The sequence below is a fragment of the Pseudoalteromonas qingdaonensis genome (assembly GCF_038739665.1).
GTDB lineage: Bacteria > Pseudomonadota > Gammaproteobacteria > Enterobacterales > Alteromonadaceae > Pseudoalteromonas > Pseudoalteromonas qingdaonensis.
In genome coordinates this window covers 445,783-471,320 of the sequence record NZ_JBCGCU010000001.1, presented here as the reverse complement: position 1 = coordinate 471,320, position 25,538 = coordinate 445,783, and the positions used below count along the sequence as shown (strand labels likewise).

Genomic DNA, 25,538 nt, shown 5'->3' with positions numbered 1-25,538 from the left:
GTATGAACGTGACGGCGATAACGCCACAGCATGCCGACCATAGCTCGGCTCACATCAGCCGCGCACTTTGCTGGTACTTTACGTATCAGATACAGCTTACTTTTGCGCTCAACCAGGCTGACTATGGCTCCTGTCCCTTGCTTACCGAGAACGGTATCGACTTCCCAGTCCCCAAACCGCTTTTTCCTGTCGACGATGGCCGGGCGGTGCTCAATCCCTACGCGGTTAGGGATGATGACGCGTTTTTCTCGGCTACCTTTTCGGTAACGGCGGTGACCTTGGCGTAAGTGCCTAAACAACTTGCCGCCGTTCAATTTATCCCGTTGCACATAGCCGTAAATCCACGTGTGACTCACTAACAGTCCAATAACTCGACCCACGCCTGCAATTTGCTCGGGACTCCACTTTTGTTCTAACCCGAACTCAACAAACGTGATGGTCTGTTTAGATAGACACGACTTTGCAGCTTGAACACGCCTTTTAAATGCCTTAGCTTGCGCGACTTCGGGAAGATAGTGATTGTCCCGGATCCTATTTCGTCTGACTTCTCGGCTAATAGTGCTATGGCTGACTTTCAGGCGTTTGCCTATTTCACGATAACTAAAGCCCTCGCGTAAGTAGGCTTCGATCTGGTATCTTTGTCCTTCGATCAACTGCTTGTAACTCATGGTAAATACTTCTGTTTGTTTGGCGACGATAGAGTACCACCAACAGGCAGTTGATCTCTTCTCACCGTTTAACCATGAGTGGTGCACTTATTATCTGAATTCGGGGAGCTTTACTGCCAGGAATGATGGTACTAGGGTAATGCAGTGGCAGTTACTTTGTAGGTCAGACTTCAGTCTGACAATCAAACAATCAATTAAACAATCGAACTGACAATTGACCCTTGCAAGGCTAAAGCCTCGCCTACAGATAACCGCTGATATTGTCGCGTAGCTTAGGCTCAGTAGATAGGATGGTTGTACTAGGGTAACGCAGGAGCGCCTCGCACAAAGGTCGATAGTGAAGCTGTATTCTCTTTTTGTCGTCGCAATGGCGGAGCCAAAATTGGCTTAAGCAAGGCAAACTTGGTTACAATAGCGCCTATCTAAGTAAATGAATCATAGTGAGTATAATTAGTGGCCAGTACATCAGCTAAGCCAAAGGCAGGGAGAGGGTATGACTTTTGGGTGCGTTTTGCCAACGTTAGCACCCTGGTTATAGTCAGCATAATGATTGCCGCCAAGGCTTGGGCCTGGTTGGCTTCGGGCTCTGCGGCCATGTTGGGTTCACTTACCGACTCCTTGCTGGATATCAGCGCCACCTTGATGAACTTCTTTGTCCTGAGTTATGCCCTAAAGCCCGCCGATGATGACCATAGATTTGGCCATGGCAAGGCTGAAGCCCTGGCCGGTCTGGGACAGTCGGCGTTTATCGCAGGCAGCGGCTGTTTACTTGCCTTTCATGCCATAGAGCGCATGTTTAATCCAGTTGATATTACCCACTCTATGCTTGGTGTCTGGGTGAGTGTGTTTGCCATCTTTTGCACCCTGGTGGTGGTGCTTGTGCAGTATCAGGCGCTGAAGCGCACCGAATCTGTGGCTCTTAAGGCCGACTCTTTGCATTACAAGGGTGACTTGTTTCTGAACCTGGCGGTGATGGTAGCGCTGTTATTGGCGTATTACGGCATAAGCGGCGCTGACCCCTATTTTGCCATTATGGTAGCTGCCTACTTGTTGTATAACGCCTGGCAAATTGCCACCGAAAGTGCGGGGCATCTGATGGATAGGGAACTGCCCGATGAAGAAAAGGCGCATATAGTGGAAGTAGCCTGCGCTCATGAGGCGGTGCATGGTGTGCATGCCCTGCGCACCCGTCAAGGCGGCAAGATACGTTTTGTCGAGTTTCATTTAGAGTTGGACGACCATATTTCCTTAGTACAAGCCCATCGCATCGCCGATGAGGTTGAGCTTATGGTGAAAGATGCCTTTAGCCTGCAAAAACATCCCGAGTTCGGCGGGGAAGTGGATGTGTTGATACACCAGGATCCTGTCTCAGCAACGCGCAAGCACGATTAGATTATGCCTTGTAGGTCGGGATTTTATCCCGACAAATATGCACAATGTGTTTATTGTTATCTGTCGGCGCAAAGCACCGACAACAAAGCCCGCTTTTATTCGTCCACCAATTGCAGAGCGCGATAAAAGCCGCTGTTGTCGCTCAATTGGTTAACCAGCTCGGGCAACACCTGCTCCATGGTCTGCATCAGGGTGTAAGGCGGGTTGATGGCTATCATGCCCGAGGCGGTCATGCCATGGGTGTCTGTGTCGGCACTGGTGGCCAGTTCGAACAGCTGAATATTCTTAATACCGCTTTGCGTTAGGCGCTGTTCGATACGGTCGATGCGCTCGCGATCCACCACAGGGTACCAAAGCAAATAGGTGCCGCTGCTAAAGCGCTTATGGGCTTTAACAAGGCTGTCTACTGCCTTGTCATAATCGCTTTTAATTTCGTAAGGCGGGTCCATCAGTACGCAGGCGCGACGAGATAAAGGCGGCACCAAGCCGAGTAAACCGCTAAAGCCGTTCTCACAATTCACTCTTAGCGAGCGCTTGCCGGCCATATTTTTCTCAAGCAAGGCTAGGTCCTGCGGGTGCAACTCAAAAAACCACCCCTTGTCTTGTTTGCGTAGGTAATGCTCGGCCACTTTAGGCGAGCCGGGGTAATGCGCTAACGCCGCGCCATTATTCATGCTCTTAATCAAAGCTACATAGTCGCTTAAGGCTTCAACATCACCCTGGTAATCCCAAAGTTTGGCTATACCGTCGGCGTACTCCTTGGTCTTTTGCATATCGGCATTGTCGAGGGCAAAAAAGCCCGCACCCGAATGGGTATCGATATAATCAAAAGGCTTGTCTTTTTTCACCATGTGCTTAAGCGCTTGAGCCAATACCAGGTGTTTGACGACATCCGCCGGGTTGCCGGCGTGGAAGGAGTGACGATAACTGAGCATAAATAATCCAGACCAAAAAGTTGCGCCGCCATTTTACTCTTTATTGCCAGTGATAAACAGTGACTATGGCCAATAGCACTCCCAAGGCTTGTTTGTATAAAAAGCATGCTGGTAAGTTAAACGCTTGCTGAACCTAGAACGGCTGAAAATGAACCCGCTGTTAACACTGGAGAAATTTACAGGAATTCGCTTGTAACCCCTAGCATCCCTGGGCAGATTGATTTACATTTGCACACTCTAATCAACAGTTTAAAGAGCGCATTTATGAATCAAGAAACCCTTTCCCAACTCGAACAACTGGTCGATAAACTAATTGCCCGCAATGCAGAGCTAGGCCAAGAAGTATCGGCGCTGCGTGAAAGCAATGCCAAGTTACAAGACGAAAACGAAACCTTGCAACTCGAAGTGCTTGAAAGCGAAGAAAAGCAAAAAGAAACCAGCACCACATTGAGCTCCTTACTTGAGAAGCTGCAAGCGGCGAGCTAATGAGTGACAAAGGGCACAGCGTTAAGGTAAACCTGCTTGGTAAAGAGCATCAGTTTGCATGTCCCAAGGGACAAGAGCAGGCACTGCTCGCTGCGGCCGAAAACTTAAATGCTAATGTAGAGCAAATGCGTATGCGCTCGGCAATTCGCAATGATGATAAGGCCTTGCTGCTAGCGGCGCTGACCTTGTCACATGAATTGCTTGAGGCAAAGGCGCAGTTGCATCAATTGTCGGCACAGCAACATGCTTTGTGTGACAAGCTAGAAGCTGCTTTGCGGCAAGAAGATTAAGGCGCCCTTGAGCGCCTTTTTTATGCTTTGCTTTTTATGGAGAATCATTTATGCGTCAATGCTTAAGCGCCCTTGTTTTATGTTTGGCCGCGACTTGTGCCCAGGCCCGGCAAAATTGGCAAACGCTCAGCGAGCATGTGGACTTTATTGAGCAACCCGCTAAGTTGCGCTTTTATGATTCCAACCAGACGCTGATCCAAGGAGAGCAGTGTGCGCTGTTGGTGGACGCCCCTGGGGAGTTTACGCAAACGGAAGCCTTTATTGGTGAGCTAAAAAAGCAACTGCGCGTGCCTCTGTGTTATGTGCTCGCCTCCCATGCCCATGATGACCACCTGCTTGGGTTAGCCTTGGTGCAAAAGCACTTTCCTGATGCCCAGCTTATTGTGCATCAATCCCTTGGCGAGAATTTTCACCTCGCCCATGAGCAGTTAAATGAGCGTTTGGATGGTTTTGTTAAAAGCATAGCTCTGAGCCTGCAGCGAATGGAAAAGCTGCCTGATCAGGAGCAAGAAATTTGGCGGGATAAAATAGCACGAGCCCAAGTGCGCTTTAAACAGTGGCAATCGCTGCGCTTTTCAACGCCCGACAAGGTGATAACCCAGGCCACCGAGCTTGACCTTGGCAAGTTAAATGTCGAGCTAATGCCTTTTGCCGCGCATACCCAAGGTGATATTGCCGTACTGGTAAGGGCGGATAAACTGCTGGTTGGCGCCGACATGGTCGATACTTTGCCGTACCCGGGTGAGGCCAATTATCAGGCCTGGCTACAGGCTTTGGAGGAATTATCACAATTGCCCGTGACTCAGGTGTTGCCGGGCCACGGCGGTGTACTTGCAACATCTGACTTAACAAAGCCCAAGGTTTGGCTTGAGGCCATAGTTAAGCATGTTCAGGCCAATCCAAGCGCCGATGTCGTTACCTTGGTTGAAACCTTTCCTAAGCAGTATCAGCCCCAGGATGATGAGCTGGAACAACGAGCTTATGCCATGTTTTTAGAGGCCGGCATTAAACGCGCAAAACAAACCGTAACAACAAAAGACTAGCCCTTACTTAATGTGCTCCTAAGAAAAAGGCAAACCTAAGGTTTGCCTTTTGTCCTTGTTATTCCTCGATAAAAGGAATGCCTTCTTGTATCCACTGTGGCGCGGCTTTGCCTTTAAGGTGATGGTCAAAGTACTGCATCATGCGAATAGAGAAGTCGACCTGATTCGGGAATTGCTTGAGGTGATGAGGTTCGCCCTCGTATTCCAGGAAGATCACATCCTTACCGGCACGGCGTAGCGCCAGGTAGTATTGAATGCCTTCTTGCCAAGGTACGGCACCGTCTTCATTGCCAAACATCACCATAATAGGGGTGTTCACCTTGTCGGCGAAAAACACAGGTGAGTTTTCAATGTAGAGCTCTGGGGCCTCATACAGTGGCTTACCGATACGGCTTTGGCCCGTTTCGTACTGGAACTGGCGAGCCAGACCTGATTTTAAACGAATGCCGCTGTAGGCTGAGGTCATGTTCGATACCGGGGCGCCAGACACCACGGCCTTAAACATATCCGTTTGCGTAACCATAAAGGCACTTTGATAACCAGCCCATGAGTGGCCTTGCAAGCCGATGGCATCCGGGTTGGCAACGCCCATATCAATAAGCTTTTGCGCTGCGTTGATCATGGTCTTGGTTGACGAGGGGCCTGGGTGGCCTACTTCAAAGCGGATATCCGGCAAGAAGATGGCATAGCCGTTCGAGGTAAACATGGGGAAGTTGGGTCTGTGATTGAGCTCCATCTTCGGGAAGTCGAAGCGACGCTGACTCATATAGCGATAGAAGTAGATGACTACCGGTACTTTTTCGCCCTCAACATAGTCGGCTGGCTTGATCAGTACACCCTGAAGGTCTTCACCATCATAGCCCTTATAACTTATCAGCTCGGGTTTTTGACCCCACTTAAACTGATCGATTTGCGGGTTTAGGTCAGTGACCTGTTTGGCATTGGCCAGGTCTTTATCGGCCTGCCAGTAATCCGGGAATTGCGAGTAGCTTTGCTGGGTAAACAAATACTTCTCCGCATGTTTGGCTTTTTTCACCAGATCAAAACGGGCTTCGCCGTCGAGCAAGGTGGTTAAAGACTTATCCGTCAGGTTGAGCTGAGCCACTCCCGCTTGCTTGTCTTTTAAATCAAACACGCGCAGCAGCAGGGTTTCATCCTGTTCAAAGCCAAGCTTATCGCTATCAAGGTTAATAACTCGGTATTGTTTATTATTAGCCTTACCCTGAGTCAGGGCCTGGGCTTGTCCGCTGCGGGTATCAAACGCCCAAATATCATGCTTGGAGTTAATTAACACCTTGGAGCCGTCTTGATACCACCCGGCAACACCGTAATCGCTGACAGGAGACGGGTAGTCGTGCTGATCATCGGCAAAAATGGCATTTATGGCCTTGCTTAGGGGGCGAACCTTGTTGCTGCCCAGGTCTTTTAATTGCCAAACGCCCTTGTCAAAAAAGACCGCATGCTTGCCTGTGGGGGACAGGCTGGGGCGATGGGGGTGCTCGGCCACTATCAGTTGTTTGTTACCTGTTAGTACATCGACCGCATAGTAGTCGCTATAAAAGCCCTTGTAGGTGATTTGTGCCAAGTAATCCTGATTGTTGTAACCAAGCAGGTGATCGGCCTTTTTATTCAGGTTTAGCTCGGGAACCTGAGCATCCGCTAGCTGCACTACTTTATTGCCATTTAAGTGATACACGGCCTGATAATGACGGTGCTTGTTCTCTTCACCCCATTGTTGCTCTTCACGCGGTTTGATTTCAGCGTCTTTATGGTGCCATAGATTAAGCTTGGCCTGAGCCATTATGGTGTCGTAATCACGCAGTGACTCGGCGTCCTGGTATTTTAGCTCTTTGGGTTTGTCAGCAAGCGCAGGACGGGTGGTGAAATACAAGCGCTCGCCGTCTTCAGACCAGCTTAGCTTGCCCTTTTTACCCGCCTGCCATTGGCTGTCCAATTCTTGTAGTTTGTTTTGCTCAACATGCCAGAGCATGGTGCGGTAGTCGCGGCGACGCTGGTCATCATTTACATAGTTGCCAACATTAAAGGCCACCAGGTTTTGCATTGGGTGCCAGTCGATAGCGCTGAGGGTTACGCCCGGCTCATCGATAAGTACATGGCTTTGGCCGCTGTTTAAGTCCAGATAACTGATCTCATTTTCGCTGCCGTCTTTACTTTGGGTATTAAACAGCAAGCCTGCACTTGTGTGGCTAAAGGCAAACTTAAGCACAGCGTCATACTTGCTGCTGGCACCTGAGTTCAAGTCCACGACAACCAGCTCTAAGACCTTGTCTTTTTTATCGGCCTTAATGGCGTCTTTGCTTTTGCCAACAGCGGCGCCGTTTACTGCCGTATCAGTACCTTCACCTTTTTCCTCGCCGTCCGCTTTATTTTCTTCTTGTTCATGGCGATAGGCAAGCCAGCGACCATCATCGGAGATTTGATAGTCTTTCACCGCAGCAAATTCTTGTTGCTCACCGCTTTGGGTGTTCACCAGTACTAGGATGTTTTTCAGCTTTTTCTTGGCTTTTTTGTCGGCGGTTTCAGTTTCTAACAGGGAAGGAACTTGCAAAAATGCGGCCCACTGGCTGTTTTTATTGATGCTGGCCTGGGTGCCGCGCTCAACGCTGGCAATCAACTTGTTGGTGCCAAGGTCATATACCTGGCCTTGGGCATCACCGCGATAGGGAGCGGCGCTAAAGGCTAATACCTTGCCTTGCTCACCCAGCACAGTGGCTTTGGGATATTTAAAGTCAAAGACATCGCTAAATTCTAACGCTTCTTGGGCATAAACTTGGGTGCCAAGCGTCGTAATCAGCGCCGCGCTAAGTACCGTCAGTGCAGGTTTCATAACAATTCATTCCTGTATCGTTTTTTGCCCATTGTAAGCGCTTAAATTTGCAGCGCGACTAAATTCGATAAGCCGTCCGTTATTGCCGTTGAATCGCACCTTGGCGGTTTTTCTTCGGTATAACCCCGCGTATACTGATGTTTTCGTAAAGAAAATCATGGTCTTGGTGGGCTTTCATTATTTACAGCCAAAGACCTTGCGATAATCGCCGTACTTTTTAACTGACACCTTTTCAAACTCAACATCAGAGCCAATTCCAAACACAAGATCTTTCGTTACATCATTTTTATTCACATAAGAGTGACCTTGGTCGAATGAACCGGCGAAATAAAAAACACCATTGCCTGTTCTTGCAACATGGGCTGTTTCATTTTTTTCTAAGTCGTAAAACCCCTTGGATGTCCACCCTAGTTGAATATCTTTATAGTAAACAGCAGCGTACATTTGCTTGTTACATGAATTCTTTATAAAAAGGTTAATCTCCTGTGAGAGTGGATGCTCATTTTTTTTCCATGTTTCACTGAAAGCTTCGCTCTTAAAATTATCCGCTGTTATTGATTGGATAACCCTATGCCTTAGCGGCGTAATTCTCGCTCCCCAATTAAACTGTGTGCCTGTAGAGGTCACGACCCCGAAGATATACATAAAGTTATGCTTTTCAGAAAACCTCATCAGGGCAGCTCCGCTTTGTCCGGAAGCAATGTCACAATTAGTTTTAAGAGTGTTGAGGGAGTGGGGAGAGGTATTACAGTCTTTTTGGTAATGTTGCTCCATACCTCCTTTGTCTCCTGGGTAGCCTAAGGTTGTGGCTTTTCCGCCTTGAAAGTTTTTACTGCCCCAGTAAGACATCCCGCCGAGAATATCTCCCGCATGTTTGCCCTCTGAGTTTGTTCCCAGCACGGCGATGGCAATATCATTCTCATCGTTAACCTCACCCGAACTTACAAATGAGAGCGGGTGGTATGATTTAATTATGGGAAAGCGTCCATGAGGGTATGTTTTACTATTCATGGCACCAGGATAAAAGTAGGCGTCTTCTTTAAGGGGAAAGTCATCATGTTGTACGTAAAGACAGTGTGCAGCCGTGATGATATACCGTTTTCCTATCAATGTTGCCGTACAGGAACCCTGCTGGAATTCTCCTGATTTATCAATGTAGTGGTTTTTTATCAGTCCTACCTGGTTGGCGATGACGTGGTCGAAATTGCCATTTTGAGTGGCAATTCTATCGTCCTGTCCAATGATATTATTGGTAGCAATAACAGCTAGATTTCGAGATGAAAGTTGATTATCCCTACTAGTAAGCGCCGGGTGAGTGGCGACATTTAAGTGCTCATTCATCTGGATGGAATTGGCATAAACTTGATTGCCGAGCGTGGCGAACAAAGCCGCGCTAAGCACTGTCAGTGCAGGTTTCATGGTTCTTTATTCCTGTATTATTTTTGTCCATTGTAAACGCTTAAATTTATAGCACGTCTGAATTTAATAAACCGCTCTTTGATGTTCGTTGAATCGCACCTTGGCGGTTTTTCTTCGGTCTAACCCCGCGTATACTAGTGTTTTCACTTTCTAAATTGAAGACTATGAGTATTTGGGTTGATGCCGATGCCTGTCCGGTGGCCATTCGCGAGATAATTTGCCGCGCCGCGGTGCGCACCAAAACCAAGGTGGTGTTTGTTGCCAATCAGTATATTCGCCTGCCGGCCTCGGAATATTTACGCATGCAGCAGGTGATGCCGGGCTTTGATGTGGCCGACAACGAAATTGTGAAGCAGGTGCAAAGCGGTGAGATGGTGATCACCAGTGATATTCCCCTGGCTTCGGAGGTGATCGATAAGGGCGCGCTGGCACTGAATACCCGCGGCGAGCTCTATACCAAGGAAAATATCAAGTCGCGCCTGAATATGCGCGATTTCATGGATACCCTGCGCAGCAGCGGCATTCAAACCGGTGGACAGGCGCCGCTGAGCGCTCAGGATAAACAACAATTTGCCAATCATCTCGACCGCTGGCTTGCGCAGCAGTGAGCTTCTAGGCTAGACTGCGCCACGAACACTTGTCGGAGTGCCCTAACTTACCATTAGGTATCAAGGGGCTGAGATCGCAATTGCGGGATCCGTTAACCTGATCAGGCTCATACCTGCGTAGGGAACAAGCTTGCCTCGGCACGCTTGTGCTAACTTGGCACAAGTTCGGCCCAGCCTAAGCGGCGCGTATGCGCACGGACCAAAGGCACAGACCAGCAAGGTCTTTGCACCTCCAGACAAGACACACTCAACCAGTTAATGAGAAGCGTCATGTCAGAATCGAACAAACCTAGCCGTCGTCAAAACCGCGAAGCGGCGTCGCACTATATTCATAACCTTACCGGTCAACCCTTTCCAAATTCGCAAAAAGTCTATGTTGAAGGCACCTTGCCCGGTGTGCGCGTGGGTATGCGGGAAATTGCCTTAAGCGACAGCTTTGTCGGTGGTACAGAAGATAACCCCATCTATGAAAAAAATGCGCCTATCCGCGTCTACGACACCTCGGGCCCATATACGGATCCCAATTTCGAGCTCAATGTACGCAAGGGTCTACCTAAGTTTCGTCAGACTTGGATAGAAGGGCGTGACGACACAGAGTTGCTAGAGAGCAAAAGTTCGCAGTTTGCCCAGCAGCGTATGGCCGATGAAGGCCTGGATCATATTCGCTTTGAGCACTTGCCTCAGATCCGCCGTGCCAAAGCGGGCAAGAACGTGACGCAAATGCATTATGCGCGTCAGGGCATTATTACCCCAGAGATGGAATACATAGCCATTCGTGAAAACATGGGCCGTGCAGAGGTACGTGAGCAGTTACTAAAAGAGCAGCACCCAGGCCAGTCTTTTGGTGCCAGCATCCCTGATTTTATTACCCCCGAGTTTGTTCGCGACGAGGTTGCCCGTGGCCGCGCGGTGATCCCTAACAATATTAACCACCCAGAATCCGAGCCGATGATCATTGGCCGTAATTTCCTGGTCAAGGTTAATGCCAATATAGGTAACTCCTCGGTGACTTCGTCCATCGAGGAAGAGGTAGAAAAAACCGTATGGTCGACGCGCTGGGGTGCCGACACCATAATGGATCTATCCACCGGTCGTTATATTCACGAAACCCGCGAATGGGTGATTCGTAACTCACCGGTACCTGTGGGCACAGTGCCCATTTATCAGGCGCTGGAAAAGGTCAATGGTGTGGCCGAGGACCTGACCTGGGAAATCTTCCGCGATACCCTAATTGAGCAGGCGGAGCAGGGGGTGGATTACTTCACTATTCACGCCGGTGTGCTGCTGCGTTATGTGCCCATGACCGCTAAGCGGGTAACCGGCATCGTCTCGCGCGGTGGCTCTATTATGGCTAAATGGTGTCTGGCGCATCATAAGGAAAACTTCCTCTACACCCACTTTGAAGAGATCTGTGAAATACTCAAGCAGTACGATATCTGCTTCTCCCTGGGCGATGGTCTGCGTCCGGGCTCAATTGCCGATGCCAATGACGAAGCCCAGTTTAGCGAACTGCGTACCCTAGGCGAGCTGACAAAAATTGCCTGGCAGCACGATGTGCAGGTGTTTATTGAGGGCCCGGGCCATGTACCCATGCATATGATCAAGGCCAATATGGACGAGCAGCTGGAACATTGTGGCGAGGCGCCGTTCTACACCTTGGGGCCGCTGACCACGGATATCGCCCCGGGTTATGATCATTTCACCTCGGGTATTGGTGCGGCGCAAATCGCCTGGTACGGCTGTGCCATGCTTTGTTATGTGACGCCCAAAGAGCACTTGGGTCTGCCCAATAAGGAAGATGTAAAAGAAGGTTTGATCACCTACAAGATAGCCGCCCACGCGGCGGACTTGGCCAAGGGTCATCCTGGCGCCCAAGAGCGCGATAATGCTTTATCTAAAGCGCGCTTTGAGTTCCGCTGGTTGGATCAATTCAACCTGGGCCTCGACCCAGACCGTGCCCGTGAGTATCACGATGAAACCCTGCCGCAGGAATCCGGTAAGGTGGCACATTTTTGCTCCATGTGCGGACCTAAATTTTGCTCCATGAAGATCACCCAGGAAGTGCGTGATTATGCCAAGGACTTAGAAGCCAGGGGCATAGACCCGAATAATTTGGGCGAGGAGATCAGCATCCGCATGGTCGATGTGGAGTCTGAAATGAAGGCCAAGTCGGCAGAATTTAAGGCCGCCGGCAGTGAGCTTTACCACAAGGCCTACTAATGGGTAAAAAAATTGCCATAGTGGGCTTTGGGTTGTGCGGTCGGGTGGCCGCACTCTTGCTGGCCAAGCATTACCGGCTCGAAGTCTTTGACAGCGGCGATGCCGAGGGCAGCGGCAGTGCCGGTCCAGTGGCCGCCGCCATGCTGGCGCCCTTGGCCGAGTCGGTACTGTGCGAGCAGGATTTGGCGGAGCTGGGGCTGGAGTCTTTGGCGCTGTGGCCACAATTGCTGGCGCTGATCGACACTCAGGTGCATTTTCAGCGCCAGGGCACAGTGGTGGTTGCCCACCCACAGGATCAGGGGGCGATGGCGCATTTTCAAAAGCAGCTGAAGCCCTTGGCTGGCTATGTGCCGGAGCAGTTAAGCGCAGCGCGCCTGCGCCAATTAGAGCCGGAGCTGGCCGGGCGCTTTGGCGGAGGGCTTTACCTGCCCAGTGAGGGGCAGTTAGATAACCTCGGCTTTTTCCACCATAGCTATGCGCGTTTAAAAAATGCCGGGGTGCGATTTCACTTTCACACCCAGGTGCAGCCGCAGGATCTGGCCGAGCAGGATTATCTGGCGGTGCTTGATTGTCGCGGCATAGGCGCCAAGGGCGAGCTGTCCTTGCGTGGTGTGCGTGGCGAGGTGGCTCGGGTTGTGGCTCCCGAGGTTTTCCTGCAGCGCCCGGTGCGATTGATGCATCCGCGTTACCCCATTTATATCGCCCCTAAACCGGGCAATCGTTTTGTCATAGGTGCCACGGAAATCGAATCTCAGGATCAGCGTCCAGTCACGGTGCGCAGTGGTTTAGAGCTATTGAGTGCGGCCTTTAGCGTACACAGTGGTTTTGCCGAGGCTCATATTGAGGCCTTGCAGGTGGGACTGCGCCCGGCGCTGATGGATAACCGTCCCAGCGTCACTCGTCAGGGTAAGGTGATCAGCATCAATGGTTTGTACCGCCATGGTTATATGCTGGCTCCCGCCGTGGTGCGCTCGGCTCTGAGCGAGTTTAATACCGCATTTTAAGGTAATGAATTATGCAGATTTTTATTAATGACAGCGCCTTTGAGGTGCCGGAAAAGGCCAGTGCAGAGCAGGCCCTGGTTAGCTTTGGCGCCACGCCGCCCTTTGCCTTGGCCGTCAACGGTCAATTTGTGGCTCAGGGGCAATATCCGCAGCTGATGCTGCAAGACGGCGACCGGCTCGACATCCTAGCGCCAATACAAGGGGGTTAGATGAGGGATACACTTAGAATTTATGGTCAGGAATTTAATAGTCGCCTGCTGATCGGCTCGGCGCTTTATCCATCGCCCAAGTGTATGCAGGAGGCGATCCTCGCCAGTGAGAGCGAAATCGTCACCGTATCCCTTAGACGACAAAACTCTCAGGCCGCAGGCGATGATTTTTGGCAGCTTATCAAGGACACCGGCTTGACCGTGCTGCCCAACACCGCCGGTTGTCACAGTGTGCAGGAGGTCATGACCCTGGCGCAGATGTGTCGTGAGGTCTTCGCCACCGATTGGATCAAGCTCGAGCTTATCGGCGATGACTATAACCTGCAGCCGGATCCTGTGGCCTTGCTTGAGGCCGCGGAGCAATTGCTGGCCGAGGGCTTTAAGGTCTTACCCTATTGCACCGATGACCTGGTGATTTGCCAGCGCTTGGCGGCTTTGGGTTGTGAGGTGATCATGCCCTGGGCGGCGCCCATAGGCACAGGCAAGGGCATTCTTAACCCTTATGCTTTGCAAAGTATTCGCGAGCGTTTGCCCCATGTCACCTTGATTGTCGATGCCGGACTGGGTGTGCCGTCCCATGCCTGTCAGGCCATGGAGTTGGGCGCCGATGCGGTGTTGTTAAACTCAGCCATCGCCGGCGCCAATGACCCAGTATTGATGGCGCGCGCCTTTGCCAATGCCACCTTGGCCGGCAGACAAAGCTATATGGCCGGACCCATGGCGGTAAAATCCACCGCAGTGCCTTCAACACCGACCCTGGGTATGCCAGTATGGCACCAGTTTAACGAGTGAGAGCAGTATGAGCGAAATAGTTTGGACAATTGCTGGCTCGGATAGTGGCGGCGGCGCCGGTATTCAAGCGGATTTACAGGCCATGCGCAGCTTTGGCGTACACGGCTGCAGCGTTATCACGGCGCTGACGGCACAAAACAGCCTTGGTGTTGAGGCATTGAATCCGGTGGATTTAGCTGTGATTGAATCCCAATTGCAGGCCCTGACCCATGATCTACGCCCCCAAGCGATAAAAATAGGCATGCTTGCCAATGTCCAGCAAATTCAGCTGGTTGCCGAGCACCTACAGTATTACCGCGACAACTGGGAAACACCGCCTCAGGTTGTTTACGACCCGGTGGCCATTGCCAGCAGCGGCGATAGCCTGATAGAGGAAGACGCGCAAAGCGAGATCGCCGACGCCATCAAAACGCATTTATTGCCGCTGGTGGATGTGATCACCCCCAATGTGCACGAAACGCAAATGCTTACAGGTGTGTATCTAATAGGTCCGGATGCCTTGCGTGATGCTGCCCAGCGCTTGCAGCAGTGGGGTGCCAAGAGCGTTATTATCAAGGGCGGCCACTGGGATTATCCGCAAGGGTACTGCGTTGATTTTTGTCGCCATGGCGAGCAGGAATACTGGCTGGGAAATGAGAGCGTGGCGACGCCTCATACCCATGGCACCGGCTGTACTCTTTCCTCAGTGCTGGCCTCCTGCTTAGCCAAGGGCTACCCCCTAAAAGATGCCTTTATTCTTGGCAAGGCCTATATCAATGCCGGGTTAAAGGCCGCAAAACGTTATGGCGAGGGTGTGGGCCCGGTTGCGCACACCCAGTTCCCGGTTAACTTGGCCGACTTCCCCCAGGTAATTGAGCCCGGTAGCTGGCTGGGTGATGCCCTGGATTTTGATTGTGACAGCGATTTTAATTATGCCGCCGGCTTTGCCCCTTGCCCCGAGCGCCTTGGTCTGTATGCCGTGGTCGACTCCCTGGATTGGTTAGCGCTGTGTTTGCAAAACGGCATTAAAACAGTGCAGTTACGCATTAAAGACGCCGATGCCGACAATTTGGAGCAGGATATTCTCCGTGCCATTGAGTTAGGCAAAACCCATCAGGCCCAGGTGTTTATTAACGACCACTGGCAGCTGGCGCTGAAGCACGGTGCCTATGGGGTACACCTGGGCCAGGAAGATTTACACAGCGCCAACCTCAAGGAGATTCAAGATGCCGGTATGCGCTTGGGCCTATCTACCCATGGTTTTTATGAAATGTTGCTGGCACACAATTATCGTCCCAGCTATATGGCCTTTGGCGCCATCTATCCGACTACCACTAAGGACATGAGCGGACAAATTCAGGGGCTGGAAAAGCTGCGCCATTTTGTGCCTTTGATGCAGCCGCATTATCCCTGTGTGGCCATTGGCGGCATTGATCTGATGCGCATGGCCGAGGTAGTGGAAACCGGCGTGGGCAGTGTTGCCGTGGTGCGCGCCATTACCGAAGCGGCGGACCCGCAAGCGGCCATTGCCGAGTTACAGCAGGCGATCGCCGGAGAGAGTGAGTGAGTGCTGAGGAGCTAAGTGCTAAAGAGCAGATCCGTTACTCCCGGCAGTTAATGCTAGAGGACTTTGGCATTGACGCCCAACTGCGGCTAAAAAACGCCACCGTGCTTGTGGTCGGCTGTGGCGGTTTGGGCAGCCCGGCGCTTATGTATCTGGCCAGTAGTGGTGTTGGGCACCTGCGCTTGATGGATGATGATCTGGTAGAGCTCAGCAACCTGCAGCGTCAGGTGTTGTTTAAGGTTAACCACCTGGGTCAACCCAAGGCTAAGGCTGCGGCCAAGGTACTGGCGAGTCTAAACAATGAGATTGCCATCGAAGTGCTGGTTAAGCGCGCCGATGCCGACAATCTCGCCGAGCATATTCGCGACTGCGATCTGGTGCTGGACTGCAGTGATAATTTTGCCACCCGTTATGCGCTTAATCGCAGCTGCTATGCTCTGAAAAAGCCCTTGGTGAGTGCCGCGGCGACGGGCTTTAGCGCCCATCTGGCCTATTTTGATTTTCGCTCATCGGCATCGCCCTGCTATGAATGCCTGTTTCCCGAGCGTGTTGATAACCCCAGCGCTAATTGTACCACTCAGGGAGTGATAGCGCCTTTACTTGGCATTATTGGGGCGCAGCAGGCCTTGTTGGCGATTCAGTGTCTTCTTCGGACTGGTGAGGCAGGAATGGTGCACAGTTATAATGCCCAGACCTTGGGGCAGAAAACCTTTAAATTGTCTAAAAACCCGGAATGCGCTTGTTGTGGGAAATAAAAAAGCCAAGCGATGCTTGTTGTAGATACAAAGGTCGGCCTTTGCCGCCATGGATGGCGGTAGTAGAAGCAGTACAGGAGTACATTGCCGAAAGGCCGACAAAAAGATCACCTCTTTCTCGGCGCAAAGTACCTAACTTAGGAATCTAAACTATAATCAAATTTTAGCCTTCCAAGGATCGGAGCATGAGCTTAAATGATTTACGAAAAGGATGTTTTAATCAGGCCAATGGTGAATACTTTATCACTTTTACTTGTTATCAACATATCCCATTTTTTCAACGCTTTGAACTGGCAGCATTATTTTGTTGGCATTTGCATCAACATGAGCTTGCTTGTCGCTGCACTTGGCTGACCTGGGTGCTGATGCCAGATCACTTTCATGGCTTATTACGCTTAAGGAAGGATAACCTGCATGAGGCGGTGGGGCGCTTAAAGGGAGCCACCGCGGCCGATATCAATAAGCTCTTAGCGCGTAAAGGAAAGGTGTGGCAGTCAGGCTATTTTGAACGCCAGTTAAGAGCCGAAGATGACCGTTTGCAAATTGCTCGTTATATTGCCGCAAATCCGCTGCGTAAACATTTGGCCTCCAATCTGGGGCAATACCCATTTTGGAATTCCCGTTATTTGTAAGATGATGGGATGGATGTGGCCGGCCTTTACCCTAGGGTAATGAAGGAGCGGTTACTTTGTAGGTCAGACTCTGTAGGTCAGACTTTGCCGCCATCCATGGCGGCAAAGCCTCGCCTACAGATAACCGTAGATATTACCTGTAGGTTAGACTCTGTAGGTTAGGACAATTGAACCACAAACCATAAACCACAAACCACAAACCACAAATACAAAAAAAGCCGACATAATGTCGGCTTTGGCTTTGCTTAACAATTTAGTTTACAGACCTAGTTTCTTCTCTAGATAGTGGATGTTAGTGCCACCATTTTGGAAGTTCTCGTCCGCTAAAATAATCTTGTGCAGTTCGGTGTTGGTCTTGATGCCGTCGATTACCAGCTCATTCAGTGCGTTGCGCGAGCGAGCAATGGCTACGTCACGGTTTTCACCGTAACAGATCAGCTTACCAATCATCGAATCGTAATGCGGCGGTACAGTGTAATCCGCATAAATGTGGCTGTCCCAGCGAATTCCTAAACCACCGGCTGGGTGGAAGCGGGTGATTTTACCCGGCGACGGAATAAAGGTTTTTGGGTCTTCCGCATTAATACGGCACTCGATGGCGTGACCACGGATCACAACATCGTCCTGCGTGATAGACAGCGGCTGACCGGCAGCAATTTTTAGCTGCTCTTTGATCAGGTCAACACCGGTTACCATCTCAGTTACTGGGTGCTCTACCTGAATACGGGTGTTCATCTCGATGAAATAGAACTCGCCGTTTTCATATAGAAATTCGAATGTACCGGCACCACGGTAGCCGATTTCGATACAGGCACGGGTACAGCGGTCACCAATATACTTACGCATTTCTGCTGTGATACCCGGAGCTGGTGCTTCTTCCACAACTTTCTGGTGACGACGCTGCATTGAACAGTCACGCTCACCCAGGTGGATAGCATTGCCTTGACCATCGGCCAGTACCTGAACTTCGATATGACGTGGATTTTCAAGGAATTTTTCCATGTAAACCATGCCATTACCAAAGAACTGCTTGGCTTCTTGCTGAGTCAGGGCGATGGAGTTTACAAGCTCTTTTTCGCTGCGAACCACACGCATACCACGGCCACCACCACCACCGGCGGCCTTGATGATCACCGGATAACCGATACGCTTAGCGATTTGCATATTGCGCTCGTTGTCTTCCGTTAGCGGGCCGTCTGAACCCGGTACGCAAGGTACACCAGCTTTACGCATGGCTTCGATAGCCGATACCTTATCACCCATAAGGCGAATGGTGTCGCCCTTAGGACCGATAAAGATAAAGCCACTTTGCTCGACTTGGTCGGCAAAATCCGCGTTTTCAGAAAGGAAACCGTAGCCAGGGTGAATGGCTACCGCGTCGGTTACTTCGGCGGCGGCGATAATACGAGGAATGTCCAAGTAGCTCTCGCTGGCGGCCGGCTTACCGATACAAATAGTCTCATCTGCAAGGAGCACGTGTTTTAAGTCGCGGTCTGCGGTTGAGTGAACCGCTACCGTTTTAATACCTAGCTCTTTACAGGCGCGCAATACGCGAAGTGCAATTTCACCTCGGTTTGCGATAACAACTTTATCTAACATAGTTGATGCCTTGTTTGGGGTGCGCGATTATTCGATGATGAAAAGTGGTTGATCGAACTCAACTGGCTCGCCATTTTCAACCAGGATAGCTTTAACCGTACCGGCTTTGTCCGCTTCGATCTGGTTCATCATCTTCATCGCTTCAACGATACACAGGGTGTCGCCTACGCTTACTTTTGTGCCTACTTCTACGTATGCGGCCGCTTCAGGTGAAGAAGCAGAGTAGAAAGTACCTACCATAGGTGATTTAACCTGATGGCCAGCAGGTTGTGCTGGTGCTGCAGCTGGTGCTTCAGCAGCAGGAGCTGCTACCGGAGCAGGAGCGGCCATAGGGGCTGCAGCTGTGTAATGTTGTGGCATAGCTACTGGAGCTGGGCTGTGACGGTTAATACGTACCGACTCTTCACCTTCGGTGATTTCTAGCTCAGCAATACCTGTTTCTTCAACAAGCTCGATTAATTTTTTAATTTTGCGAATGTCCATGAAAAACCCGCCTATTAGTTAGTTTTTTAATTCGAATCTTGCAACCGGCTAACCGCTGCTTGCAGCGCGAAGTGATAGCCCATTGCACCAAAACCACAGATAACACCTTGCGCCACATCGGAAAAATAAGAGTGATGGCGAAAGGCTTCCCGTTGATGAATGTTGCTCAGGTGTACCTCAAAGAAAGGAATGGCAACGCTTAGTAAGGCGTCACGCAGGGCGACACTGGTGTGCGTAAATGCGGCAGGGTTAATAATAATGCTATCAACTTGCTGCCAGGCATCATGTATACGCTCAATCAGGGCCGCTTCGCTATTACTTTGAAAGTGCTCTAGTTCAACATTGAGTGCCGCGGCTGCATCATTTAGTTCATCGGTAATTTGTACCAATGTCTTGGAACCGTACTTATCCGGCTCACGACGACCCAGCATATTTAAATTAGGACCGTTGATAACTAAAATCTTAAACTTTGCAGTCATAATGCGACTAAAATCCTTTAACTTGTGAGTTATAAGCGTTTGTACAAATATCAGTAGTAAACTTAAGGGTAAAAGTTGCAAATAGCAAATTTTTCTCACTTTAGCGAACTATTATAGTGAGTTCGAGGAAAATAGCAGCAAAATACTGGTCTAATCACCTTAATGGCTAGTTTTTAGGGGGACTGTGAAAGGAAGGGGGGGAAGTGCCGGAATTAGCACTTCCCCGTATTTAGACTTGCTTAGCTTCCTGCCTGATCGCGTACTTTTTGTAGATGCGTGGCAAAGTCGTCGGCACCCATAAAGCCGGTGACTCGTAATTCCGGCAGCTCTTTACCATCTTGGTTAAAGAACAAGATGCTGGGTAAACCAAACACGGTAAATGCTTCCATCAGCTCAATGGAGCTGTCGTTGGTGTCGGTTAAATCGATTTGCACCAGGGTAAAGTGCTTAAACTGCTGTTGCACCTGCTCCTTGGGGAAGGTGTAGTGCTCAAACTCCTTACAGGCCACACACCAATCGGCATAGAGGTCGACCATAACCAGGCCATCAGTATTGGCCAGCAGCTCATTGAGCTCAGTTAGATCGGCAACATGAACGAACTCGCCACTGGCGGCTTGTTGCTGTACTTGAACTTGCTTAACCACAGTTGGAGGCCACACATAGTTTTTAACCAGCATTAAACCGCTAATAAACAAGGCCATGGCCATGGCCCAAAGAATGGTTTTGCCTCGGCCCTGAGTTTGGCCGCTTTGCCAGTAATGCAGATATATAGCGGTGGCTATGCTTAGCACCCCGGCCATTAGTAAGATCACTTCGAATGGCAAAATACGCTCAAGCAGAATTAAAGGCACAAATAACATTAAGAAGCCGAACAGGGTTTTTACCTGCTCCATCCAGCCACCGGCCTTAGGCAGAAGTTTGCCGCCTGAGGTGCCAAGTAATAGTAGCGGTAGACCCATGCCCAGACTTAAGGCATACAGGGTGAGGGCGCCAATCATATAGTCGCCGCTTTGCGCCACATATAGTAAGGCCGCGGAAAGCGGTGCGGTCGTACAAGGTGAGGCGATAAGACCAGACAGCACACCCATCAGGAAAACCCCGGCATAATTACCACCCTGTTGCTTGTTGCTGACCTTGGTTAAACGTTCCATCATGCCCTGTGGCAGGCGAATTTCGTAAAAACCGAACATGGACAGCGCCAGCAATACAAACAGCAGGCTAAAGCTGATCAGCACATAAGGGTGTTGCAGGTAACCCTGAATATGGCCGCCAAAGTAGGCAACCACTAATCCCAGCAGCGCATAGGTGATGGCCATACCCTGTACATAGACAAAGGACAGGCTAAAGGCCTTACGGGTCGAAAGGTGCTTTTGTCCGGCGATCAGGCTGGAAAGAATAGGGAACATGGGGAAAACGCAGGGGGTAAAGGCCAGGCCAATACCGACCACAAAAAAGAACACCAGGTTAGTGATCAGGCTTTGACTGGCCAAACGTTCAGTAAGTGATTGCTCACCTTCATTGTTACTTTTACTACTGTTATCTTTTTTATCTTCTGGTTTGTCCGATGACAGAAGCGCATCGCTCACAGCTCCCCTTGTTGCTGTAGCTGCACCACCGACCACGGAAAGGGGAATTTCAACAACCTCGGGCGGGTAGCAAAGCCCGGCTTCCGCACAGCCTTGATAGCGCATTTTTACCAAGGCACCGTCGCTCATATCGCTGAGCTTTAAGCTAAAGCTCACGGCATTAAAATAGACCTCAGTGCGACCGAAAAATTCATCTTCAATCATTTCACCGCCGGGCAATTGGGCGGGGGGCGTCACGGTCGCGCCTTTGCCGACAAACTCTAACTTATGCTTATATAGGTAGTAGCCGGGTTCGATATCCCAACCGATAAACAGGGTTTCGCCTTGTTGATCAAAGTTCGGTTTAAAGGCCTGTTCAACGGGTGAAAAGGTGGTTGCCTGGGTTTTTAGTAAACTATCAAGCACCGAGTTATTGGCCCAGGAGCCAGTACTAAAGGCAAGAGTAAGTAGAAGTAGCCAGATACGCATAAGCAGCTGCATTAATTAAGTACCTCATCCATCCAATTGAAGTAGGCCATATTTCCTGTCGCTACATCAATCACCTGAATTTCTGGTACCTCGTAGCTGTGTAATTTTTTAATGGTTTGAATCACTTGGTTCATCTTCTCGGATTTTGTTTTAATCAGCAGCTTGGTTTCGGTGGCGCTGGTAACTTTATCTTGCCACATGTAGATAGACTCTACTTCGGGAAGTATGTTCACACAGGCCGCCAATTTTAACTGCACCAGTTGTTCTGCCATGGCCCGCGCCTCTTGTTTGTTAGCGCAGGTAGTAAATATCAGCCGATAATGGGTAGTCATAATGAACCTTTTTATACGTTCTTTTTCTAACCCCATACTAGCCGATAGCCAGGTTAAAACCTATAGAAGCTCGGCAGAAGACTTGAAAAGTGACCTTGTCAGCCGCACATTTATTTCATTGAATTAAACGAGACTCAGTATGTTTAGAGCATTATTCCTACTTTTTATCATTATCCCCATCATAGAAATTGCTCTGTTAATCCAGGTAAGTGACGTTATCGGTGGCTTTGCGACCATAGCCCTGATAGTGGTGACCGCCATCCTAGGTGCAAAACTAGTGAAGCAACAAGGCGTGGGTGCTATGCGTGAGGCTCAGCTGCAAATGGCGCAGGGACAAATGCCGGCAGAGCAAATGTTTACCGGTATCTGCGTGATTATCGCCGGAGTTTTATTATTAACACCGGGTATTGTGACCGATGTGTTCGGTTTTCTACTGTTAACTCCGGCGGTGCGTAAACGCATGTCGGCTGCCTTTGCCTCACAAGCCCATGTGCATATGACTCAAGGTGGTGGCTTCAGCGCACATTATCATAGTTCGCGTACAAGCCATCACAGCTCAGAGCAACATTCAGTACACTCAGAGCGCGGCTATTCAAACACCACAATTGAAGGTGAATTTGAACGTAAAGATTAAAATTTTTAACTTTTACTCTTGGGTTTTAATTTGCTCACCCCCATAAGAGAAGAAACAAATTTTAAGACTTTTCTGTAGTTGTTCAGAAACTGTTAGGAGAACTAAACAAATGAACATTCGTCCTTTACATGATCGCGTGATCGTTAAGCGTCTAGAAGAAGAAACCAAGTCTGCTGGCGGCATCGTGCTTACCGGTTCTGCCGCAGAGAAATCTTCGCGTGGTGAAGTAGTTGCAGTGGGCAATGGCCGTGTATTGGATAACGGCGAAGTACGCGCGTTAGAAGTTAAAGCAGGTGACACCGTACTTTTCGGTTCTTACGTTGAGAAGACTGAAAAGATCGAAGGTCAAGAATACTTAATCATGCGTGAAGACAACATCCTAGGTATCGTAGGCTAATACGCCTCCCTGATGTTGTATTAATACCAATTCACTTAAATAGCTAATCATTCTAGCGAGCTAAATATCATGCTAACGGCGTTGGAATTTTACTATGTAGAATAACTACATAAGAAAAATTCCGCCTTGTTATCATATCATTTATCCAGCGCTATAACTGATCACATACTTAACAGAATTGGTATAAGACCCGAATTAAACAGAATTTAGAGGAAAGAATAATGGCAGCAAAAGAAGTTCGTTTTGCAAATGATGCTCGCGCTAAAATGCTTAAAGGCGTGAATGTATTAGCTGATGCAGTAAAAGTTACTTTAGGTCCTAAAGGCCGTAACGTTGTTTTAGACAAATCTTTCGGCGCACCTACAATCACTAAAGATGGTGTTTCTGTAGCGAAAGAAATCGAGCTTGAAGACAAGTTTGAAAACATGGGCGCGCAGATGGTCAAGGAAGTTGCTTCTAAAGCCAACGACGCAGCCGGTGACGGTACGACTACTGCAACAGTGCTAGCTCAAGCTATCGTAAACGAAGGCCTAAAAGCAGTAGCTGCGGGCATGAACCCAATGGATCTTAAGCGTGGTATCGACAAAGCAGTGATCGCTGCTGTTGAAGAGCTAAAAGCACTTTCTGTACCATGTTCAGACACTAAAGCAATCGCTCAGGTTGGTACTATTTCAGCAAACTCTGATTCAGAAATCGGTGACATCATTGCAGAAGCAATGGAAAAAGTAGGCCGTGAATCAGGTGTTATCACTGTTGAAGAAGGTCAATCACTACAAAACGAACTAGACGTTGTAGAAGGTATGCAGTTTGACCGTGGTTACCTGTCTCCTTACTTCATCAACAACCCAGAGAAAGGCCAGGTTGAGCTAGATAACCCACATATTCTTCTTGTTGATAAGAAAATCTCTAACATCCGTGAGCTACTTCCAACTCTTGAAGCGGTTGCCAAGACCAGCAAGCCTCTTCTTATCGTTGCCGAAGACCTTGAAGGTGAAGCGCTGGCAACACTAGTAGTGAACAACATGCGTGGCATCGTTAAAGTTGCTGCGGTTAAGGCGCCAGGCTTTGGTGATCGTCGTAAAGCCATGCTGCAAGATATCGCTATCCTGACTAACGGTACTGTGATTTCTGAAGAAATCGGTCTTGAGCTTGAAAAAGCGACCCTGGAAGACCTAGGTACTGCTAAGCGCGTTGTGATCACTAAAGACGACACCACCATTATCGATGGTGCTGGCGAGCAAGCCGCTATCGACGGCCGCGTAGGTCAGATCAAGGCGCAAATCGAAGAAGCAACGTCAGACTACGACAAAGAGAAGCTACAAGAGCGCATGGCTAAACTAGCCGGTGGTGTTGCGGTTATCAAGGTTGGCGCTGCGACCGAAGTGGAAATGAAAGAGAAGAAAGACCGCGTTGAAGATGCACTACATGCAACTCGCGCCGCGGTTGAAGAAGGTGTAGTACCGGGTGGTGGTGTTGCGCTAGTACGTGTTGCTTCAAAGATTGCTTCACTGACAGCGGACAACGAAGACCAGAACCACGGTATCAATGTTGCACTTCGTGCCATGGAAGCACCACTTCGTCAAATCGTTTCTAACGCTGGTGACGAAGCATCAGTAGTTGTTAACGCAGTGAAAGCGGGCGACGGTAACTATGGTTACAACGCAGCAAACGGCGAATACAACGACATGATCGAAATGGGTATCCTAGATCCAACTAAGGTAACGCGCTCTGCACTACAGTTCGCCGCGTCAGTTGCTGGTCTAATGATCACCACAGAAGCCATGGTTGCTGAAATTCCTAAAGATGAGTCAGCTGCACCAGATATGGGCGGCATGGGCGGAATGGGTGGCATGGGTGGAATGATGTGATCATCCCCCAGAACATCTAGTTCCTTTTAAAACCCAGCTTCGGCTGGGTTTTTTCGTATTTGACTTAACTAATTGCCAAAGCTACAAATGACAATAAAGGATTACCTTTGGTAACGAACTTGTTGATTGATTTGTGTTCAAAATACATGTGAGCAGGTCTAATAGGCTAAACGGAGAAGACTATGAAAGTACGTACAGTATTAATGGCTTTAGTGGCCATGGTTGCATCGGCGGCTACCTATGCCGGTGAGGCCAAAATTAAGTGGCAGGATTTAAATGACTACGCCGATGCCCGTCCTGGCAACGATGTGAAAAAGCCTTTTCATGAGCGCTTGATGAAAAAATTCGACAAGCACTTTAATTTTGAAGCGCAAAACCTACCCGAGGGTAGCGTGTTTAATGCCGAAATAACCGATTTGGATCTGGCCGGTGAAGTGCGCTACGGCATGAATGAGTTTCGGGTGATGAAGCCCATTTATATTCCGCGCATAGAATTTAGCTACCAGCTGGTGGATAAAGACGGCAAGGTGCTTAGCAGCGGCGATGTAAACATTAAAGATATGGCCTTTATGGACCATATACGCTCGATACGTGGTGACGATGAGTTTTACTATGATTTTCGCCTAATCAGCTCCTGGTTTACCGATACCCTATACCCCGAGGTAGGCATTGAGCCGAAAAAGGTTTACCGCTAGTTTGGTTGTAGCTCAGACTCTGTAGGTCAGACTTTGCCGCCATGGATGGCGGTACTAGGGTAACGCAGGAGCAGTTACCTAGCAGTCTGACAATAGAGCAGTTACCTAGCAGTCTGACAGTTGACCCTTGCAAGGCTAAAGCCTCGCCTACAG

25 protein-coding genes and 1 riboswitch are annotated in these 25,538 nt (G+C 49.6%); of the genes, 16 read left to right on the top strand and 9 right to left on the bottom strand.

The features are described from left to right. The coding region (locus WCN91_RS02170) for an IS30 family transposase (protein WP_342675822.1) at positions 1-668 on the bottom strand (668 nt) is incomplete at its 3' end. A 504-nt stretch (positions 669-1,172) separates the two neighbouring features. Here WCN91_RS02170 and WCN91_RS02165 point away from each other — a divergent pair. Continuing rightward, positions 1,173-2,060 carry a cation diffusion facilitator family transporter gene (locus WCN91_RS02165; RefSeq protein WP_342675820.1) on the top strand — a complete coding sequence of 296 codons (888 nt, stop codon included), beginning with the start codon at positions 1,173-1,175 and terminating at the stop codon, positions 2,058-2,060. A gap of 95 nt (positions 2,061-2,155) precedes the next feature. Here WCN91_RS02165 and WCN91_RS02160 read toward each other — a convergent pair whose 3' ends face one another. Continuing rightward, entirely contained in the window at positions 2,156-2,995 is an 840-nt protein-coding gene (locus WCN91_RS02160) for a 23S rRNA (adenine(2030)-N(6))-methyltransferase RlmJ (protein ID WP_342675819.1), read from the bottom strand. Positions 2,996-3,259: 264 nt separating this feature from the next. Here WCN91_RS02160 and zapB point away from each other — a divergent pair, with 264 nt between their 5' ends. The 3 genes from zapB to WCN91_RS02145 are packed head-to-tail and all read left to right on the top strand — an operon-like array spanning position 3,260 to position 4,814. Next, positions 3,260-3,481 (top strand): cell division protein ZapB, encoded by a 222-nt coding sequence (gene zapB / locus WCN91_RS02155; protein WP_105200156.1) that lies wholly within the window; start codon positions 3,260-3,262, stop codon positions 3,479-3,481. Further along, positions 3,481-3,771 carry a cell division protein ZapA gene (locus tag WCN91_RS02150; RefSeq protein WP_342675815.1) on the top strand — a complete coding sequence of 97 codons (291 nt, stop codon included), beginning with the start codon at positions 3,481-3,483 and terminating at the stop codon, positions 3,769-3,771. Before zapB ends, WCN91_RS02150 begins: the two co-directional genes overlap by 1 nt. 50 nt (positions 3,772-3,821) lie before the next feature. Beyond that, positions 3,822-4,814, top strand: coding sequence for an MBL fold metallo-hydrolase (locus WCN91_RS02145; RefSeq protein WP_342675813.1), 993 nt, complete (start codon positions 3,822-3,824; stop codon positions 4,812-4,814). Between the two features lie 58 nt (positions 4,815-4,872). Here the strand turns inward: WCN91_RS02145 and WCN91_RS02140 are convergent, their stop codons facing one another. Beyond that, positions 4,873-7,662: a S9 family peptidase gene (locus WCN91_RS02140; RefSeq protein ID WP_342675811.1), complete on the bottom strand. Its 2,790-nt coding sequence runs from the start codon at positions 7,660-7,662 to the stop codon at positions 4,873-4,875. 177 nt (positions 7,663-7,839) lie between these two features. Next, on the bottom strand, positions 7,840-9,081 hold the full coding sequence (locus WCN91_RS02135; protein ID WP_342675809.1) for a trypsin-like serine peptidase: 1,242 nt from the start codon (positions 9,079-9,081) through the stop codon (positions 7,840-7,842). Between the two features lie 164 nt (positions 9,082-9,245). Here WCN91_RS02135 and WCN91_RS02130 point away from each other — a divergent pair, with 164 nt between their 5' ends. The 8 genes from WCN91_RS02130 to WCN91_RS02095 all read left to right on the top strand — a co-directional run bounded on the left by WCN91_RS02130 (position 9,246) and on the right by WCN91_RS02095 (position 16,844). Beyond that, on the top strand, positions 9,246-9,689 hold the full coding sequence (locus WCN91_RS02130; RefSeq protein ID WP_342675807.1) for a YaiI/YqxD family protein: 444 nt from the start codon (positions 9,246-9,248) through the stop codon (positions 9,687-9,689). Between the two features lie 23 nt (positions 9,690-9,712). Then, a riboswitch (TPP riboswitch) is annotated at positions 9,713-9,830 on the top strand. Between the two features lie 129 nt (positions 9,831-9,959). After that, positions 9,960-11,909: a phosphomethylpyrimidine synthase ThiC gene (gene thiC / locus WCN91_RS02125; protein ID WP_425415994.1), complete on the top strand. Its 1,950-nt coding sequence runs from the start codon at positions 9,960-9,962 to the stop codon at positions 11,907-11,909. Then, a complete protein-coding gene (locus WCN91_RS02120; RefSeq protein ID WP_342675803.1) occupies positions 11,909-12,913 on the top strand; it encodes an FAD-dependent oxidoreductase in 1,005 nt (334 codons plus the stop codon). Before thiC ends, WCN91_RS02120 begins: the two co-directional genes overlap by 1 nt. Positions 12,914-12,924: 11 nt before the next feature. Next, on the top strand, positions 12,925-13,122 hold the full coding sequence (gene thiS / locus WCN91_RS02115; RefSeq protein WP_342675802.1) for a sulfur carrier protein ThiS: 198 nt from the start codon (positions 12,925-12,927) through the stop codon (positions 13,120-13,122). Continuing rightward, positions 13,123-13,914: a thiazole synthase gene (locus WCN91_RS02110; RefSeq protein WP_342675800.1), complete on the top strand. Its 792-nt coding sequence runs from the start codon at positions 13,123-13,125 to the stop codon at positions 13,912-13,914. 7 nt (positions 13,915-13,921) lie between these two features. Continuing rightward, positions 13,922-15,460: a thiamine phosphate synthase gene (thiE, locus tag WCN91_RS02105; protein ID WP_342675798.1), complete on the top strand. Its 1,539-nt coding sequence runs from the start codon at positions 13,922-13,924 to the stop codon at positions 15,458-15,460. Continuing rightward, positions 15,457-16,212 (top strand): HesA/MoeB/ThiF family protein, encoded by a 756-nt coding sequence (locus WCN91_RS02100; RefSeq protein ID WP_342675796.1) that lies wholly within the window; start codon positions 15,457-15,459, stop codon positions 16,210-16,212. The genes thiE and WCN91_RS02100 overlap by 4 nt, the downstream gene beginning before the upstream one ends. 185 nt (positions 16,213-16,397) lie before the next feature. Then, positions 16,398-16,844: an REP-associated tyrosine transposase gene (locus tag WCN91_RS02095; RefSeq protein WP_342675794.1), complete on the top strand. Its 447-nt coding sequence runs from the start codon at positions 16,398-16,400 to the stop codon at positions 16,842-16,844. Positions 16,845-17,102: 258 nt separating this feature from the next. Here the strand turns inward: WCN91_RS02095 and accC are convergent, their stop codons facing one another. The 5 genes from accC to cutA all read right to left on the bottom strand — a co-directional run bounded on the left by accC (position 17,103) and on the right by cutA (position 21,791). Beyond that, on the bottom strand, positions 17,103-18,443 hold the full coding sequence (gene accC / locus WCN91_RS02090; protein ID WP_342675792.1) for an acetyl-CoA carboxylase biotin carboxylase subunit: 1,341 nt from the start codon (positions 18,441-18,443) through the stop codon (positions 17,103-17,105). Between the two features lie 27 nt (positions 18,444-18,470). Further along, positions 18,471-18,926 (bottom strand): acetyl-CoA carboxylase biotin carboxyl carrier protein, encoded by a 456-nt coding sequence (gene accB, locus WCN91_RS02085; protein ID WP_342675790.1) that lies wholly within the window; start codon positions 18,924-18,926, stop codon positions 18,471-18,473. 26 nt (positions 18,927-18,952) lie between these two features. After that, a complete protein-coding gene (aroQ, locus tag WCN91_RS02080) occupies positions 18,953-19,405 on the bottom strand; it encodes a type II 3-dehydroquinate dehydratase (protein ID WP_105213430.1) in 453 nt (150 codons plus the stop codon). Between the two features lie 239 nt (positions 19,406-19,644). Further along, the gene (locus WCN91_RS02075; protein WP_342675786.1) at positions 19,645-21,459 is read right to left on the bottom strand and encodes a protein-disulfide reductase DsbD; all 1,815 of its coding nucleotides are present in this window, start codon (positions 21,457-21,459) and stop codon (positions 19,645-19,647) included. Positions 21,460-21,470: 11 nt separating this feature from the next. Then, positions 21,471-21,791: a divalent-cation tolerance protein CutA gene (gene cutA / locus WCN91_RS02070; protein ID WP_342675784.1), complete on the bottom strand. Its 321-nt coding sequence runs from the start codon at positions 21,789-21,791 to the stop codon at positions 21,471-21,473. Between the two features lie 139 nt (positions 21,792-21,930). On the opposite strand from cutA, the gene WCN91_RS02065 reads away from it, so the two are divergent. The 4 genes from WCN91_RS02065 (at position 21,931) to WCN91_RS02050 (ending at position 25,385) form a co-directional block, all read left to right on the top strand. Next, the gene (locus WCN91_RS02065) at positions 21,931-22,425 is read left to right on the top strand and encodes an FxsA family protein (protein ID WP_342675782.1); all 495 of its coding nucleotides are present in this window, start codon (positions 21,931-21,933) and stop codon (positions 22,423-22,425) included. A gap of 109 nt (positions 22,426-22,534) precedes the next feature. Further along, a complete protein-coding gene (locus WCN91_RS02060) occupies positions 22,535-22,822 on the top strand; it encodes a co-chaperone GroES (protein ID WP_105188484.1) in 288 nt (95 codons plus the stop codon). A 221-nt stretch (positions 22,823-23,043) separates the two neighbouring features. Then, on the top strand, positions 23,044-24,690 hold the full coding sequence (groL, locus tag WCN91_RS02055; RefSeq protein WP_342675778.1) for a chaperonin GroEL: 1,647 nt from the start codon (positions 23,044-23,046) through the stop codon (positions 24,688-24,690). 182 nt (positions 24,691-24,872) lie between these two features. Beyond that, on the top strand, positions 24,873-25,385 hold the full coding sequence (locus tag WCN91_RS02050) for a DUF3016 domain-containing protein (protein ID WP_342675776.1): 513 nt from the start codon (positions 24,873-24,875) through the stop codon (positions 25,383-25,385). Positions 25,386-25,538: the final 153 nt, after the last annotated feature.